Annotated in this window: 7 protein-coding genes; 4 read left to right on the forward strand and 3 right to left on the reverse strand. The window is 63.9% G+C overall.

The window, feature by feature from the left end; genetic code table 11:
* Positions 1-2: 2 nt before the first annotated feature.
* Positions 3-845: a transposase family protein gene (locus ACQP2X_RS39075; protein ID WP_498690570.1), complete on the forward strand. Its 843-nt coding sequence runs from the start codon at positions 3-5 to the stop codon at positions 843-845.
* A 415-nt stretch (positions 846-1,260) separates the two neighbouring features.
* Here ACQP2X_RS39075 and ACQP2X_RS39080 read toward each other — a convergent pair whose 3' ends face one another.
* Both ACQP2X_RS39080 and ACQP2X_RS39085 read right to left on the reverse strand, forming a co-directional pair.
* A complete protein-coding gene (locus tag ACQP2X_RS39080) occupies positions 1,261-8,133 on the reverse strand; it encodes an RHS repeat-associated core domain-containing protein (RefSeq protein WP_498690571.1) in 6,873 nt (2,290 codons plus the stop codon).
* A 5-nt stretch (positions 8,134-8,138) separates the two neighbouring features.
* Positions 8,139-11,639: a laminin G domain-containing protein gene (locus ACQP2X_RS39085; RefSeq protein ID WP_498690572.1), complete on the reverse strand. Its 3,501-nt coding sequence runs from the start codon at positions 11,637-11,639 to the stop codon at positions 8,139-8,141.
* 713 nt (positions 11,640-12,352) lie between these two features.
* Here ACQP2X_RS39085 and ACQP2X_RS39090 point away from each other — a divergent pair.
* The 3 genes from ACQP2X_RS39090 (at position 12,353) to ACQP2X_RS39100 (ending at position 14,653) form a co-directional block, all read left to right on the forward strand.
* On the forward strand, positions 12,353-13,090 hold the full coding sequence (locus ACQP2X_RS39090; protein WP_498701151.1) for a phage integrase central domain-containing protein: 738 nt from the start codon (positions 12,353-12,355) through the stop codon (positions 13,088-13,090).
* The gene (locus ACQP2X_RS39095; protein WP_498690573.1) at positions 13,024-13,221 is read left to right on the forward strand and encodes a hypothetical protein; all 198 of its coding nucleotides are present in this window, start codon (positions 13,024-13,026) and stop codon (positions 13,219-13,221) included. Before ACQP2X_RS39090 ends, ACQP2X_RS39095 begins: the two co-directional genes overlap by 67 nt.
* An 847-nt stretch (positions 13,222-14,068) precedes the next feature.
* The gene (locus tag ACQP2X_RS39100; protein ID WP_498690574.1) at positions 14,069-14,653 is read left to right on the forward strand and encodes a hypothetical protein; all 585 of its coding nucleotides are present in this window, start codon (positions 14,069-14,071) and stop codon (positions 14,651-14,653) included.
* A gap of 392 nt (positions 14,654-15,045) precedes the next feature.
* Here the strand turns inward: ACQP2X_RS39100 and ACQP2X_RS39105 are convergent, their stop codons facing one another.
* Positions 15,046-15,441, reverse strand: a complete 396-nt coding sequence (locus ACQP2X_RS39105; RefSeq protein WP_498690575.1) for a hypothetical protein — start codon at positions 15,439-15,441, stop codon at positions 15,046-15,048.
* Positions 15,442-16,632 lie beyond the last annotated feature (1,191 nt).

The raw sequence follows: 16,632 nt of genomic DNA on the forward strand, positions 1-16,632 counted from the left end.
ACGTGATCGCCTATCCTGCCATGCTCGACGTCCCGAAGGAACTCGTCCGCCACCTCGGCCGGCTGCTCGCAGCCGAACGCAGAGCCCGCGGCACCCGCACCGGAACCCGCGCTTTGACATGCTTCTACCAGGCGTTACTCGTACTCGCCTGGTTCCGTAAAGCCGAAGATGTGACCCTGCTGGGCGCCGGCTTCGGCGTTTCGCGGGCGACCGCCTACCGCTACCGCGACGAGGGCATCACGGTGCTGGCCGCCCAAGCCGCCGATTTGCACACGGCGCTGCGCCGGGTCGCCGACGAATGCTGGTCCCACGTGATCCTCGACGGCAAACTGTTCGACTGCGACCGGCTGACCGAGACCACCATGAGCATCAAAGGCGACACCATCGACGCTTGGTTTTCGGGAAAGCACCGCGATTTCGGCGCGAACATTCAAGCGATCATGCGCCCGGACGGCCTGCCGATCTGGACTTCCGAGGCGATGCCCGGACATCTACACGACACCCGCTGCGCCCGAGAACTCGCGATCACCGCCGCCCTCAACTGCTCCGCCGCCGAACTCAACCTGCCCACCTTGGCCGACTCCGGCTACGAAGGCACAGGTCACGGCATCAAAACCCCGGTCAAGCAGCACGCCGACGGCAGCCAACTCGGCATCGACAACCGGGCCTACAACACACTGCTCCGCGGCCTGCGCTGGCAAGGCGAACGAGGCTTCGCCATCCTCATCGGACGCTGGAAAACCCTACGCCACAACACCATCAGCCCACGCCGCATCGGCGACATCGTCACCGCCGCCCTGCACCTGACCCACTACGAATACAAATACCTACCCGAATCTTGCTGAGATCACTTCATTGAACGAATCGCGCACTCCCAAGATAGGCAGATGGCGCAAATGTTCACTTATGCCGCCGACATATAGAACGCTGGCAGTAGCGGCGAGGTGCTTAAGCCTCCATATTACCGGGCCGCTCTCATGGATGGGCGTTCCCGAAGCTATTCGGCACTCAAACCATCACTTAGATCCTTATGAAACCGCTCCTGATGCACCCTCATATCAGACCACGTTTCGCTAAAATGAACTATTTCCTTGGCCTGGCCAAGATTTCCACCTATCAGGGATTTTACTGCCTTTACACACTCAATCTGCGAAAACCCAGCACTCCTCATGTAACCGAGCGCGGACTCCATACTTTCGCCGTCGGCAATCAAATTTCGTGCGCCTTGCAGTATAGCCTCATATCGTTCTTGCGGTTGCATTAGCACCCTCCGCCAGCAGCGTACTTTTTTAGGTCCAAGGTGAAGTCAGGACGGTGACCAACCGGCCCTGTAAGCCGAATTCCTGAGATCGTCAACTCATTAAATCCCTGAGCAGCCGCCGCTGGTGCAATTTGTCCACGCAAGGCTTTCAACATGGTCGAGGTGCCCAAGGATCCGCGGGTTAGCTCCGGATTATCCCCGTAGACCACAACGTTGGAGAGCGTAACGCGCCCCCCGCTCACACTTGTTTCTGCGAGCATTCCCACATTTCCCTTCGGGGTCTTAATGTTCCACTCGAAGTCCTGCCCATCCACGAACGGCGGCACGCCGCCATCGTTGTGCACGAGGACCGGAGTATTGCCGGCGAGCACATAGTAAGTGTGGATGTCTGCAACGGTTAGATTGTACATCCACGCCGGATCGGGCCTTTCCGACTTCGTGAGGACGGTTGCAGAGCCGCCGTCCGGCGTTCGAAGGGTATCGCCTGGAAGAAGGTTCTTGACTTCTACCCAGGCATTCCGATTTTCTGACCAGAATGGATGAAGAGAGGTTGTATGCAGGACGGCTGACACTCGGCCCGCCTCGATACGAAGGTCAACGAGGTCGAAGTCGTATTTCCGGTGGACCTTCTCGACCTGCCCGACCAAGTTGCCCTTTACATCGGGGTCTGCCGACAAGACGAGGTCACCGTCAGCTAGTTCGCCGATCTTTTTGGTCGATCCGTCGGCCATCAGGACCGGGGTCTCGGGGCTGAAACTGCACGCCTTTCCGATAATTTTGGCTACGACTCCACCGCCGACCGTCAGAGTGCCAGTCCAAGAACCGATGAGGTTTCCGGTTGCAGCGAATTCCGCTTCGTCATCTATTGAACTTTTAATGAAATTTGCGCATACGGCAAGGAAAGCTAGGCAAAATGCGGGAGCGGCATACCCTGCCACGATTGCGCCACCCATTATCGCCTGGTCTTTGCCTGAAAGATAGGGGCCAACGGGGTTCGCGTCGGCACAGTCTTCCGACGAGCTACCGCCCACAATGGTGCAGACATAAATCCAGTTCTCGGGACTGACGCTCGCAAACGCGAGAAGGTCTTTCAACGCAGCATCTTGTTGACCGCTATACCCCCGAGCCTTCATTACCTTATATGCAGGCTTATCGAGGTGGACCGACTTCTTAAGAAATTCCTGAGGTCCAGAGTCGCCACCGGAGGTACTGTCTTCGTCGCTGCCCTTGTTTGTGCCCTTATCGCTACTGCTTCCGGGTGTGCGGTCGCCGTAGTCTCCGGTGTTTTCCTGTGGACGACCGTATTGATCGTCTATGTCCGGGTCTTTGGCCCAGAGTCCGCTGGGGTCGCTGAGGGTTACGGGGTTGTTGTTGGCGTAGGCGTAGCCGTTCCACTGTTGTGGGTCGGTGAGGTCTTGGATGGGGTCGACGGAGATGAATCGGCCGAGCTTGGGGTCGTAGTCGCGGGCGCCGAGGTGGATCAGGCCGGTGGGGTCGTTGTCACCACCGACGAAGCCCTTGTTTGTGGGCCAGACCGGGACGTCGCCTCTGGGGACGCCGTATGGGGTTTGCCGGCGCGTGATGACTTGTTGAGTGGAGGCGTTGACGCTGACCTGCTGAGTACCTTGGTGGTCGTTGAACAGCCAGTTCAGGTTGCCGTTGCCCGCGGTGCGTGAGGCGATCGTTTTGTCGGCGAAGCTGTAGTAGCGGGTGCCGGTCTTGGCCGTGGCGCCGACGGCTTGGCGTACCTCCATTCCAGGCAGGAAGAGGGTCGTGCCGGTGCTGTCGCGGCGGATCAGCCGGGTGCCGTCGGCGTCGTACAGGTTGGTGACGCTCTGGTCGCCGTCGGTGATGGAGGCGAGTTCGTCTTCGGAGTTCCAGCTCAGCTGCTGTGTTGCGGTGTCGCCTGGCCTGGTGGTCGTGTTTCCGGCGGCGTCGTAGGTGTATGTGGTCGTGGTACCGGTGCCGACAGGTTGGCCGGGTTCGGTGGTGGTCATAGAGGTCACGGCGTGCGGTCGAACGACATTCAGGCCGGCGTCGGGGACCGCATAGGTTCGTATGGTTTTGCCAGCGGTGGTGTGCGCGGTTTCGCTGGTGCGGTTGCCGAGCTGGTCGATGGTCCAGTCGTACCAATACGGCGCGGGACCGGCGAGGTTACTGACGCTTGGGGCAACGGCGCATTCGGTGTCAGTTTTTGGGGTCCAGGCGGAGGTGAGTCGCTGGAGTTGGTCGTAGAGGAAGCACTGCTTGTCCGCCTGCCCGATCACCGGTGAGTCGGTGATGGATTCGACGCCGCCGGCGGGTAGGTATTTGTAGGTCTGGTCGGAGACGTTGCCCGTCGCCGTCTCGGGCCTGATGGTGACTTCCTGCAGGCGGCGGGTGTCGAGCTCGTAGGACCGGTTGTCCTCGACGTAAACGCCGCTGCCGGTCTTCCTCGTGGTGACGGTGGGCTCGCCGTAGCCGGTGTATTGCTGTCCGACGACGTAGGACTTGGCGTCGGCCAGGTCGGTGTTGAGGAATTTCGGCAGGCCAGTGGTCTGGTCGTAGACGGTGGTGACGGTTTCCTTGGTGAGGTCACCGGCGGCCGGGTAGGTGAGGGTGGTGGGTGCGCCTCCGGCGGCGGTGTAGCCGTGGCTGTAGGTGTAGGTGCCGGCCGGGTTGCCGTCGACGTTTGGGATGACCCATTGCTCACCGGAGATCTGGTAGCGCAGGTTGAAGCCGACGGCTTGCCATTTGTAGGCGTTGCCGTTGCCGTCGTACCGGTCGGTCTCGGTCAGCTGACCGCGCATGGGTGCGCCGCTGGCGAGTTTGTCGTACTTCCATTCGCCGCGTTTGTTGGCGTCGGCTACGGCGTCGTCGTAGACAGCCGTTTTGCGGCCGAGGGCGTCGTAGGTGTACGCGAGTACTTCGCCACGGGCATCCTGTGTGCGGGTGACATCGCCGGCGTCGTTGTAGCTGGACAGGGAGTGACCCTTGTCCGGGTCGTTGCTTTCGATCTTCCGGCCGAGGATGTCGTAGGTGTAGTTCCAGGTGTCGCCGGCGGTGTCGGTGACGTTGGTGAGCTGGCCCTTCGGGTCGTAGGTGTACTTCGTGGCTACGTAGGCGCCGGCCGTTCCGGCTGCGGTGGAGTATTCGCGAAGTTCACTGGTCCGGCCCTGCGCGTCGGTCAGCGTCGTGGTGGTGGTGCCACCCTTCGGGGGTGTGACGGTGGTGCGGTCGCCTTCATAGCTGGTGGTGGTCCGCCATTTGTCGACCAGGTTGGTGACGCCGTCGCTCGAGCGGAAGACCGCGTCGGTGAGGCGGCCGGCCCGGTCGTACACGTTGACGGTTTCGGCGGGTACGGCCCATTCGGGGCCGGCCCACAGCGTGCCGGACGGGTCACCGGGGGTGGTGTAGGCGCGGAAGGTCTTCTCGGTGCGCCCGTAGGCGTCGTAGATCGTGTCGGTGACTACTCGGCCTTCACCGCCGACGGCCGCGGCTTGGGCCTGGCGTGGGCGTAGCAGAGCGTCGAAGATCTGGTACGAGGTCGTAATGCCGCCGCCGGGATTGACCGTGTCGGTTTTCACGTACGGGTAGGCGGCACGGGCAGGGTCGATGGCGTAGTTATAGGTGGCAAGAGGCTGGGTGGCGTGTTCTGTGCTGGTCCAGCCTTCGTCCCAGACCTTCCAGGTACGGCCGAGCGGATCGTAGATGGCTTCTTCGATACGGCCGTTGGGGTCGGTGGTTTTCGTGGTAGTGCCCCAGGCGGGATTCACCTGGACGGTGCTGGTCCAGCCTTGCTGCGTAGTGTCCTTGCGCTGCCAAGGACTGGAGTTTGTCGGGGTGAAGACGGTCGTGGTGGTATTTCCCCGCACCGCGTCGGTGGCGCTGACGGCGCGGCCGAACGCGTCGACGCTGGCCGTGTTGGTGGTTTGCCAGGTAGTGCCGCTGGCGGCGGTCCAGTTCTTGAGGTTGTCCGTGCGGGTGATGTCTCCGTATGTCGGTGCGGTATCGGCGCTGGTCGCGCCGTCGTAGAACGATAGGGCGTCGGAGATGACCTGCTCAGGTTTGGTGGGGGCGACATCGCAGGTGGTGGCGGTGGCCGTCACGCGCTTGGGCAGGACGAGCAGGTTTTTGCTGGTGTTGCGGTTGTAGGTGGTGGTCACGCAGCGTTCGTCGCCGGTCTTGGCGATGTCGCCGTTGTCCTGTGCCGTTTTCACGACGCCGTAGGTGTCGTCGAAAGTGCTGTGTTTGCTGGTGACGCGCCAGCCGCGGGCGCCGTTGACGCCGAGGGCGGTGCCCTCGTACGTGGTCTGGATTCCGACGTAGCGGGCCTCAACGGTGTCGCCGTTGATGGTGCGGGAGGCAGTCGCTGGGGAGCGCCATGGCACGTTGACGGTCTTGGAGACCGGCTTGTCGTCGGTGCCGTTGTAGAGCACTTGTTCGCGGACCATGCCAGCGAACTGGTCCTCGTCGTAAACGGTCTCAGTGCCCAGCGAGGCGGAGGAGATGACATTGCGGGTGGTGCTGCCGGCGTTGTCGCCGCGGTCACCGTGCATGCCGCGCATGTAGGTGGTCCGGGTCAGGGTCGGGTTGCTGTCCCCGACTTGGACGTCGACGGTTTTGTAGCCGCGGAACTGGTCCCAGGTCTTGTACTTGGGTTTACTCAGGCCGTCGTCGTCGGCGTAGTGCCAGGCCGGGGTGCCGTCGTAGTGGTAGTAGGTGTTGATGGTGGGTGCTTGAGCGCCGTTCATGTCCATGTCGGTCTCGGACACCTTGGTGACGACGTACTTGTGCCACCACTCGGTGAGGTCGCCACCCGAGGTGCTCAACGGGTCCGGGCCGATGACCGGATAGCACAGCATGGTGTTGGCGTTGGCCGCCGGCAGGTTCCCGGCTCCGCACTCGGGCAGGGAATAGGTGACCTGGATGAGTTCACCGGTCTCGGTGACGATGTTTGCCAGGCGCTGCCAGTTGTTGGTGGTGTTCGTCTTGGTCAGCACCCGGTTCGGCTTGGAGATCGGGGTGAACGTGATCGGCGGCATCGCGGTGGTGGTGCCGACCAGGCCGGTGTGCACGATCGAGCTGAGCCACAGTCCGCTCTTCTCACCGTCGCCCGGCGAGGGGAAGCTGTGCGTCAGCGTCCACTTGTCCACGTTCTGCCACGCCGGTGTGGCCTTGCTCGTGTCCCACACTTCGGTGCGGACCTCGGACAGGCGTTCTGTGCTCCAGAAGGTTGGGCTGAAGGCCTTACAGGTGGTGGCGGTGGCCGCGCATTCCTGGTCCCAGGGGGTGTCGGGCCAGTTGGCGCCGTGGGTCGTGCAGTTGCTCAGGCACCGGTCTGCGGTGGTGAACCAGACCCGGGCGGTCGGTGCTACCGATCGGTCGACTGCACCGGCCGGCGTTAGGCGGTCCCAGGTGCCGTAGTCGATGCGGCTGAGAGAGCCACTGCGGTCGTATGGGAGATGCTTGCTCTCGGTGTGTTCCGCCGCGTACTGGTTGGTCTTCTTGTTGTACCAGTAGCTGATGGTGTTTCCGTGTACATCGACGGCGTAGTCGAGGTTCCACCGCCAGGGCCGTTGATGGCGGGAGGCGGCGAAGGTATCGGCGTGTCCAGGGTCGTTGGTGTTGTTGCTGTACACCGGAACATTCCAGGCGGAGTTCGTCGCGGCGGATTGCCCAGGCAGTTTGTTACGGCCGAAGAAGTACTGGGTGCCGTCGGTGGTGGTGACCTTCCAGTACTCGCCGCCCTCACTGCTGTTGTCGGCGCCGGTCAGCAGTTCGATTTTCGACCCGTCTTCGGCGCGGCCGTGCCAGCCTTTGCCTTCCTGGTAGATCAGCTCGGTGCTGGACCCGCCAAGCGACATGACCGCGTTCTGGGAACGCCAGCACAGATCACCGGACTGGGCGGGGTTGTTCCCGCCGGTCTTGTCGTCGTTGCACGCGACGTAACGGCGTTCGATGAAGCCGGGGGCATACTCGAAGCCTTCGCCGATCCAGGATGGCTGGTTGTTACTCGCTGATGAGCGGCCGTCCACGCTGGCCGAGTCGTAGGACAGCTCGACCTTGGGGGATGGTCCTGCGATGCCTGGGGGGACGCGCATTCCGTACGACCAGTTGAAGGCGCCCGCAGCGCCGCCGACCGACCAGGTCGACGAGGCGTTCAGCGGGGTGGCGCCGAAGTCGCCGGAGTCGCCGGCCGCCTCGGCGGCGACCGCGATCAGTGTGCTTGCGGAGCTCTTCGCCGTGGCCGAGATGGCTGGGACGTTGACCGGGGCGGTGAGGGTGGAGTTGGCGGCGTCGTTGCGTGTCGGTAGCGGCGTCGCTGAGCAGCCGGGCTTCTCTGGGCTGGTGAGGGCGCAGTCCGGGAGGGTCCATAGTCGCAGCCGGGACGCCCAGTCGCCGCCGTAGGCGTGCCGGTAGCTGGCGTAGTTCGCCGTCAGTGTGGCAGTCGTTGCAGCGTCGGCGTTTACTCGAGCGACGATGCCGGCTTGCCAGGCCGATGGCAGTGTCGCCCGGTCGAGCACGGTGGCCGTCGCCGCTGCGGGCGCTGAACGGGAGGTAGCTTGCGATCGAGCGGTCGGTGCGTTCGCGACGGTGAGTTTGGTTCCCGCTGTCGGCCAGACGGGCGCCGGCAGGGAGACGTCCGGTGGGGCTGCCGCTTTGTGGGCGATGCCGTGGACTTCTGCTCCGTGCGTGTTGAGTGGATCGATCTGGCCGGTCAGGTGCTCGCCGGTTGGCGTGGCCACCGCGGGTGCCGGAGGTACGGCCAGCAGTGACGAGGCCAGGATGAGCGCGGACGCAGATCCGATCGACAGGCGCAGCCGGACGGCTGCCGACAGGCGGCCGATCATGAATTTTCCTGCGCGCATGGCCCCTCTGGTGGTGGACATTGCTCTCAGGCCTCCGTGCGCGGGTAAAGGGCTGCGACCTGGGACTGGGTCATCGCACCTTGATAGATATTCACGTTGTCGATGCCGCCGAGGAAGGTGTCGGTAAAGTTGCCGGCGTTACCGGCGGCGGTGTACCACCCGCTGCCCACAGTTAGCGGCCCCGCCGTGCTGATCATGGGAGTCGGGAGCACTTGGCTCGCCTTGAGCAGGCCATTGACGTAGAGGCTGACACGCCGGCTGCCGGCGTCGTAGACCATGCTCAGGTCATGCCACGCGCCCGAATCGTCGACCACCAGCAAGTCCGGCGCGATGACGTGGGTAAAACTCACCCCAGTGTCCTGATCCACGGTGGGTACCATCACCTCGAACCGGGCCCCGCTGGCGCCGTTCACCGTCGAAACGCGGGTGCCTAGGTAGAACGCGGACTCCTTAGCCCCCTTGGAAGCAACCGCAGTCATGGTCTTCTTCACGTCGTCGAGTTGCACTCGTGCGGTAACCGTGAACGATTGGCCTGTTTCAAGCACGGGAGCGTCCTGCCATTGAGGACTGTCATCGGTGCCGGTGTTGCGCTGCGACACCGCATACTCCTTGGTCACGGCGCCCAGGCTGTCGTCGATCGAGTTGTCGAATTGACCGAAGTTGCCGGTGCCGCCTTCGCCCAGGGTGACCCCATAGGTGAACCTGAGTCGCCGGTCGAAAGCCGTGCCGTCCGGCTCCTTACAGAACTCGTCGCTGGAGGGGTCGTAACATGCCCACGCGTCTTCGAAGTCCCACCGGGCTACCTGGATCGGTTCGAGGATGCCGCGTTCGCCCTGGACCGCGTCGTCCGGATCGGTCTGGTCGCCGGTGAGGTCTTCCTGCACGATGGCCCGGTCGAACAGCTGCACGTCCGCGACGGCACCGTTCAGGTAGGCGACTTCGTTGCCGGGGCTGAGCATCCGATTGCCGATGCGCACCGGTCCCGCCGACTCCCACGCGGTGATCGAGGTGGTGGACACCTCCTGGCGCAGCACGCCGTCGGTCCAGATCCGGATCTTGCGTTCGCCGCTGTCGAACGCGGCCGCGACGTGGATCCACCGGCCGGCCGTGACGGAGTTGATCGCGCATGCCTGCACACCGGAGGCGCTCGCTGAGTCGCTGTCGCGCATCAGCAGGCAGATCGACTTGTCCGCGACGCCGTCGCCGTTGCGGTCGTCGGTGCGGTAGTGCAAATGGAAGTTCGTGCCGTTGACGCCGTCTTGCTCGATCAGGTTCTGGAACTCACCGTCCCTGTCGAGGCGCACCCAGGCCGCCATGCCGAAGCTCTGCGCCGTGTTGAGCACCGGACCAGTCGTCGTGAGAACGCTGCTGCCGGTGAACGTCGCTTGCTTGCCCTGGACGAGACGGTGGTTGTCTTCCCAGCCCACCCCGTTAGGGGCCAACGGGGTGTCGCCGGCCAGGGCGGGTTGCCGGTCGGCAACGGCCTCGTCAGATGGCGCCCCAGGGTAGTACTCCAGGCGCCACTGGGCTACCGCCGGCGAGGCGCGTCTTGCGGTGAACGTCACCGGTTTGCCATCTCCGACGTTGCCGGTGGAGTCGACACCGGCGATGTACAGATTGTTGAATCCGTACTTGGGTACATCTAGGGTCAGCGTCACTGACTTCGTCGTTGCCGTGACGACCGTCGGAAGGACCTCCGTGACAGCCGCGCTCCACCCGTAGCGGAACTTCACCAGGTCCATGCTCGGTGTGCTGAGTTTGATGACAGCGGGCTCGCCAGGACCCGGTGGGTCCCCGACCAGTACCCCGGTCACCACCGGAATGGTGGTATCGATCTGGAACTGGCACCAATTCGTCCACCCGCTGTTTTGGCTGTACGGGCTCGGGTCTGTACCAGACACCGAGAAGCGGTAGACCTGGTTGTTGCCCGCACCGGAGACCACCACGCTCGTGGCGAGCTTGTTCGCCGGTGTGCTGCTGTTTGCGGGAGCCGTCATCGCCACCCAGGTGCCATTGACGAGGTGCTCCCACTTCCAGGACGCGACGACCGACTGGTCCTTGTCCGCGTCGGGCATCACCGCGGCGAACTTCACTGCCGTCGTGCCGATCCTCACTGACGTGGTGCTGCTATCGGGGCAACGTACGCCGTTGACGTAAACCTCGGTCGGCCGCTGCGGCCTGCTGTCGAGCTCGGTGATCAGCTTCGCGTCACCCGGCAGATACTTCTTCCACCGGTCTAGCGTTGACTCCCCCGCAATCGTGGAATCCACCGCCGACATCACGAACGTGACCGACGACGAGCCTGCGTTCGCCGCGCTCTGAACGGCCCCCTTGAGCGTGTCGGTGTTGAAGTTGACCGGCATGTCCGGCTGCGGCGAGTCCGCACACCCGCCGCCCTCACTGGCGTGCGACGACACCTGCGCCAGCATCTTCAGATACCAGCCGGTCGTCTTCCACGCCGTCCTCGGCACACCGCTGATCGGCGGCGAGGTCAACAGCGTGTTCGGCGTGTTCACGCACGACCACGAATGATCCACCACCATGTGCACGTACGCGTCGTGAACGTATTTGCCCTTGAGGAACGTGGTCGGGAACTCGAACAGCGAGCGGTAGACAATCCCGCTGTCCGGATCCCTACCGACCCGGGCCACGCTCAGATCCGTATTGTTCGAGTTGTTGTTCGTCGAATACGACCACCGCGATTTACCCGTGCTCCACGGCGGATCGATGAACAGCGGGAAAGTCGCCGACGACAGCAGACCCGCATCCGGCTTGAGCACCAGATCACCAGCCGCGGTCAACTCCGTCGTTACCGGCGCCGTGTGAGCGGAGTTCCCCGGAGCAGTCGGCGTAGACGGATCATCACCAGCACCACCCTGCTGCACCTGAGCCGACCTCGCCGCAGCCGGCGGTGCTTGATGGGAGTCCCACATCATCGGTGCCGCCGCCATCGCCACGGTCATGCCGCCACCGACTGCGGCGAGGGATCCATCTCGGCCCCGGCGGATCTGAACGTCACCGCCGAGATCGAACTGGATCTGCGCCAGCTTTGAATCGGCCGCCGCTGCCGCGGTCTTGACCACCAGCACATGAGCGAAGCCGTCCACAGTCGCTCGAAGGACCAGATCCACCTGCGGCAGGACATCGGCGTACGTGGCGGAATCACCGTCGACCACCGGCTTCGGCAGATCGCCCAACGGCCACGACACCGTCAACGACTTGCCCGACCGCACCAACGTCACCATTGGACCGGCGCCGCCGTCGGAGAACCGGACGTCTGCTACCGAGGCCTTCGGTCGGATGTCGCCCGTGCCAGCCTGCAGGGCCAAGTCCACATCGGCCCAGGTGCCGTCCGAGCGATGAACCCGCTGCGGCACCACCGCCGACTCCGCCGTCAAACCACCCTCGGCATTCGCGAAGACCTGGGTGTACTGGGTGCGCTCCGACAACACCTCGACACGTTCACCCGAAGCCAACGCCAACCGCCTGGCCGACACCTCATCGGCCGCCGACAGCGGCGCCCCCACCCGGCTCAACGGTGCGGCGGACGCCGGCCCAGAGGCCACCGTGGACCCGGCTACGACAACAGCAATCGCCACAGATCCAGCCAATACTGGCCGAAAAAGGGCACGCGGGACCCGCCTACGGACACGCAACATGGACGCCTTCCACACGGAAAGTGATCGACATCCGAGAACGTAGATACCTGCACACCAACCTGTAAACATCCTGAGCAATGAATAGAGATTGATGCCCGGCAACTAAAACTGATAGTCGTGTCCCCACCTGGGAAAAGATCAACTAGACTCACTCAAGGTGTGTCGACGATCACACTAAGCGGATGAGCTGCGGTTCGCCGATTGACCTCCGGAGGCCGCGCCGTGTCAGCGCCGGCAGGCTGATCCGTGCAGCCGCAACGATCAAAGCCAGATCGCGCAATATCTGGCTTATCAGGCGATTACAGTAGGTGAGCCTTCCGCTCCCTCACGAGCGAGATGCGGCGCCCGGCGTGCGGCCCGCGGCGGAAGATCGCGGAGGCCGCTACCGGGTTCGCTACCGCCAGGCCGGTCACATCATCACCGACAGCACCCACGCCGACCTCGACGACGCTCGTGCACGGGCCACCCAGCTGAACCACACCACCCGGGAAATGCGGCAGCTCTACCCGTCTGCGCTGGCGCCGCGGCTCGGCGACTGGGTTTCCATATGGCTGCCCGCGCACCTGGCCGCCGAGTCGACCATGGCCCGCTACCAAAGCCTGCTCCGCAACCACATCCTGCCCGCCTTCGGCGACCGACGCATCGACACCATCACCCGCAAAGACGTCAAAGCCTTCGCACGCGACCTGTCGACCCACCTGTCCGACACCAGCGTGCGCCACACCATCACCCTGCTCGGCCAACTACTCCGCGAGGCCATCGCCGAGCGTCTCATCTACTTCGACCCCACCGCCCGGCTCCGCCTGCGCAACCGCCCCCGCGAGCCGCGGCCCTTTTGCCACCGCGACCCAGGTTCGGCAGATCGCCGCCCGCATGCCCAACACCACCACCCACACGCTGGTGATCACCGCCGCCTACACCGGCATGCGCATCAGCGAGCTCCTCGCTCCACTCGAGGCAACCTGCACCTCGACATCGGGGCCATCCACGTCTCCGCAACCGTGGGCGCGCTGCAGGAACTAGCCGGCCACCAACTACTTGGCCCACCCAAACCACGGCTGCGGTCCGCGACATCGCCCTGCCACCGTTCCTGGTCGACGGCCTCGAGCAACTTCTGCGCATCCATCCGTACGACATCGTCTTCTGCTCACCGGCCGGCCGATGGCTGTGGCGCACCGACTTCAACAACCGCCACTGGCGCCCCGCATGCGACGGCAACCCACGACGGGGCTGGCCACCCATCGTTGCCGGCATGCACTTCCACGACCTGCGGCACACCCACGGCACCTGGCTGGACGAAGACCACACCCCCGAGGTAGCCCAAGCCCACCGGCTCGGCCACGCCATCCCCGGCATCCGCGGCGTCTACGCCCACGTCACACCCACCATGACCGCCCGGCTTCTCGAGGACCTGCAAGCACGCTGGCTCGACAACAGCGGCTACTGGTGACCCCTCCGGACCAATAGTCATGAGTCCGCCCGGCGGTTGATCGCGACGTTGAACACCAACGTCCGAGCCTCCCGGGGCGTCCCGCCGCAGCTCAAAGCCCCTGGGCGTGGGAGAAGCTTGTTCGCTGAAGCCGATCGGGTGACCCGGCCCGGGCGTCCAACGTAAGGCCGGTCAGGGGACTCGGCCCTTACCCTGGGAGCAGAAAAGCTCCCAGATATTGGGAGCCATCTACAGGACGGCCGGCGGAAACCCCGCCTGACCTGCAGAAATATGTGGGCGATACTGGGATCGAACCAGTGACCTCTCCGGTGTGAACGGAGCGGGCTGCAACTCGCTGACCAGCGAAAACACGAACGGCCTGCAGAAACGCCACCCAGGTTCGCAGCAGTTCAGGGCCGTTCAGCGCAGCTCAACGCGGTTGGGAACAGCAATCTGCTCCCAACCTGCTCCCCCTGCCGCTCCGATCCCCGTGACGGGCGTCGGCCCGGATCAGTCCACCCCGAGACGTGGATGGCGCGTCGACCGACATCCACGTTGGCCCACCGGCGCCACCCCTGCCGAGTCGGAGCGAGCCCTATCAGTAGGTGCGCGGTGATCAAGACATCGCCTCGGGGCAACCGGATGACCGCTGGGGATCGGTATCCATCGCCGTGCAGGATTGGTCACCGCAGGACGGGCAGAACCTCACTTAGAGGTTCTGCCCGTCCCGGCGACGTAGCAATGTTCCCGGGCTCGGGCACCACCGGCAGCCCGACGACTGAACGTCCTGCCCGTTCGGGTATGGCAGCCGCACCGGACGCACCGTTACCTTAACGACGCCGCCTGAAATGATCTTGAAAGGGCCACCGTGGAACCCCGCATCGAAATCGCTCGTCCGCCGGCCAACCGCACCCCGTCGTGGGTCGCTGCGGTCGTGGGCGCCGCTGTCGTCGGACTGGCAGGCGGATGGGCCATTGGGCACGCCGATGCCAGCACGCCGGCCGCGTCGCCCGCCGCGCCGGCGATACCCCAGACCACCACCCAGGTCACCGTTCGCACGTCACCGACTGAGACGGGGGGCCCTGCAGGCACAACCACGCTCAAGCTCGGCCAGTCCCACAAGTTCACCAGCGACGGCACGCTCACCACCGTCACCGCACTGGCCCACCGACGGTTCCAGGGCAACGAAGGTGTGCAGGTGCGCACCTGCAACGTCGGCGACAAGGCGTTCTCTGTCTCAGCCGGGCCGTGGCGGCTGTCGTACGACAAGGGCGAGCAGTTGGTGGACATCATCGTCACCGGCGGCGGTCTGCTTTCACCGCCGTACACCGACCGGGACCTCACCGGCGGCAAGTGCGCAAAGGGCTGGATCACGTTCGAAGCCAGCCCCGGTAGCCCGGACGGCGTCGAGTACCACCTCGACACCGGAGTCAACGTGCGGTGGCAGTGGTGACCAGCAGTCACTGGCGCGGGTGACTCCCGCAACCAGCGTCGGAGGGGCAGGATCCCGTCAGAGGTTCTGCCCCTCCCGCTGTTCCACCAGCTGCTCCACAGTCGCGGTCAGCTCCGCATCGCTCTCCACCGGCGTGGCGGTGCGGCCGTTAACATCGCGAGGGCGTCGGCGATAATCACCTCACCCGCAGCGGCACCGTCGTCGAGGATCAAGAGCAGCCGCTGCAGAGCAGCCAGCTCGTCGAGGACCTGATGGTCCGGCGCCGGCGGGGGATGCCTGTGGCGATCCGATAGCGCAGCTCCGGTGTGATCTCCGTCGGTGTGCAAGACGGCAGCCCGCCATCCGCGGCGCCGGGGCAACGGGGTCACGGCGAGTGGCGTCGGATCGATCGTTTATGTTTTGACCTCGCCTTCCCAGGTCTTGAGCGTGAGAACCTTGCCACCGAAGGTCAGATGAAGACCAATCACCTCATCAACCTCGTTGCGGATCGACTCCCCACCAGCGAGCGGCTCGCCGATAACCGCGGCGAACGGCGCTTCAACAGACGCGTCCCGCAACGACCAACGCGACCCGTCCCAGACGTAGTCATAGGCGTCAAGCCAACCGGTACTTCCTGGAGCGGTCTCGACGACCTCCAGCGACCAGTCGCTTGCGCCCGAGAAGAAGATGCCATGGCAGCCCTCGAATACGAGGTGTATCGGCCCAACGCTGGGATCATCGAGTTCACCGGCCTGGTGCCAGCCTAACCGTTCGACCTTTACCAGCTTGCGTCCGATCAACGTGTCCATTCCGACTCCGTTACGGGTAAGGACCCTACTGGACCAACTCGACGTCGCAGCAGCATGGAGCGGACGGGCATGATCGAGTGGCGTGCTTTCGGCGGCTACCCGGCCGGGAAGACGCACCGCCGACCGAGCCCGCCGCCACGCGACTCGCGCAGATGAGGACGGGAGCGAACATGGTCGCCGCTGCTCGGACACCGGACCTAAAACCAAGTCCAGGAGCGAAAGGCTTTCCGTAGCCGACCGCGCCAACGCGTACGCCTCGGATGAAGAAAGACCTCGATATCCGACAGCGCGTTGGTCGCACCGAGCTGGCGTAACTTAGGGACCACCCGGCCTTCGTCCAGCCGGCCATAAACCCTCGCCAGGTGCCCCAGGCAAGTCGCGGCAAGCAGTCTCACTTGGCGATCATGATGATCGAGTAGGGCAAGATAGAGGCCTCGTAGCTCCTCCCAATCCCCGTCGCCATATAGAACGGCGCCGACCATGGCGTCCAGGGCGGTGGACACCTCGCCCCGGCGGAGCGCCGTTACGCACCTCAGTCGGTGTTGCCGACACCGGCTTTCGGAAGCGTTGATGCTCATGGCCCATGAGATCCATCATTGCTTCCCAGGAGCGCACATCGGCCGCCGCCCCGGCAGCCGTAACGCGGGGTGGCGAGCGGATCGCGGCAGATCCGGACGCGGAGTCGGCTCTCGAGTAGGGTGCCAGCAACCGGAATCCCTACTTCTGGAAAACCTTCAGCAGGATCTCGTAGGGGCGGGATGTAGCGCGCTTAGCAGAGGTACCCCCATTGAACGAATCGCGCACTCCCAAGATAGGCAGATGGTGCAAATGTTCACTTATGCCGCCGACATATAGAACGCTGGCAGTAGCGGCGAGGTGCTTAAGCCTCCATATTACCGGGCCGCTCTCATGGATGGGCGTTCCCGAAGCTATTCGGCACTCAAACCATCACTTAGATCCTTATGAAACCGCTCCTGATGCACCCTCATATCAGACCACGTTTCGCTAAAATGAACTATTTCCTTGGCCTGGCTAAGATTTCCACCTATCAGGGATTTTACTGCCTTTACACACTCAATCTGCGAAAACCCAGCACTCCTCATGTAACCGAGCGCGGACTCCATACTTTCGCCGTCGGCAATCAAATTTCGTGCGCCTTGCAGTATAGCCTCATATCGTTCTTGCGGTTGC

It is taken from the genome of Actinoplanes sp. CA-131856 (genome assembly GCF_050956135.1).
Taxonomy (GTDB): Bacteria; Actinomycetota; Actinomycetes; order Mycobacteriales; family Micromonosporaceae; genus Actinoplanes.

What these genes read in the sequence shown, in the direction of transcription:
- ACQP2X_RS39105 (WP_498690575.1), bottom strand. Translation starts at nt 15,441, where the DNA reads ATGGACACGTTGATCGGACGCAAGCTGGTAAAGGTCGAACGGTTAGGC.
- ACQP2X_RS39095 (WP_498690573.1), top strand. Translation starts at nt 13,024, where the DNA reads ATGCACTTCCACGACCTGCGGCACACCCACGGCACCTGGCTGGACGAA.
- ACQP2X_RS39090 (WP_498701151.1), top strand. Translation starts at nt 12,353, where the DNA reads ATGGCCCGCTACCAAAGCCTGCTCCGCAACCACATCCTGCCCGCCTTC.
- ACQP2X_RS39080 (WP_498690571.1), bottom strand. Translation starts at nt 8,133, where the DNA reads ATGTCCACCACCAGAGGGGCCATGCGCGCAGGAAAATTCATGATCGGC.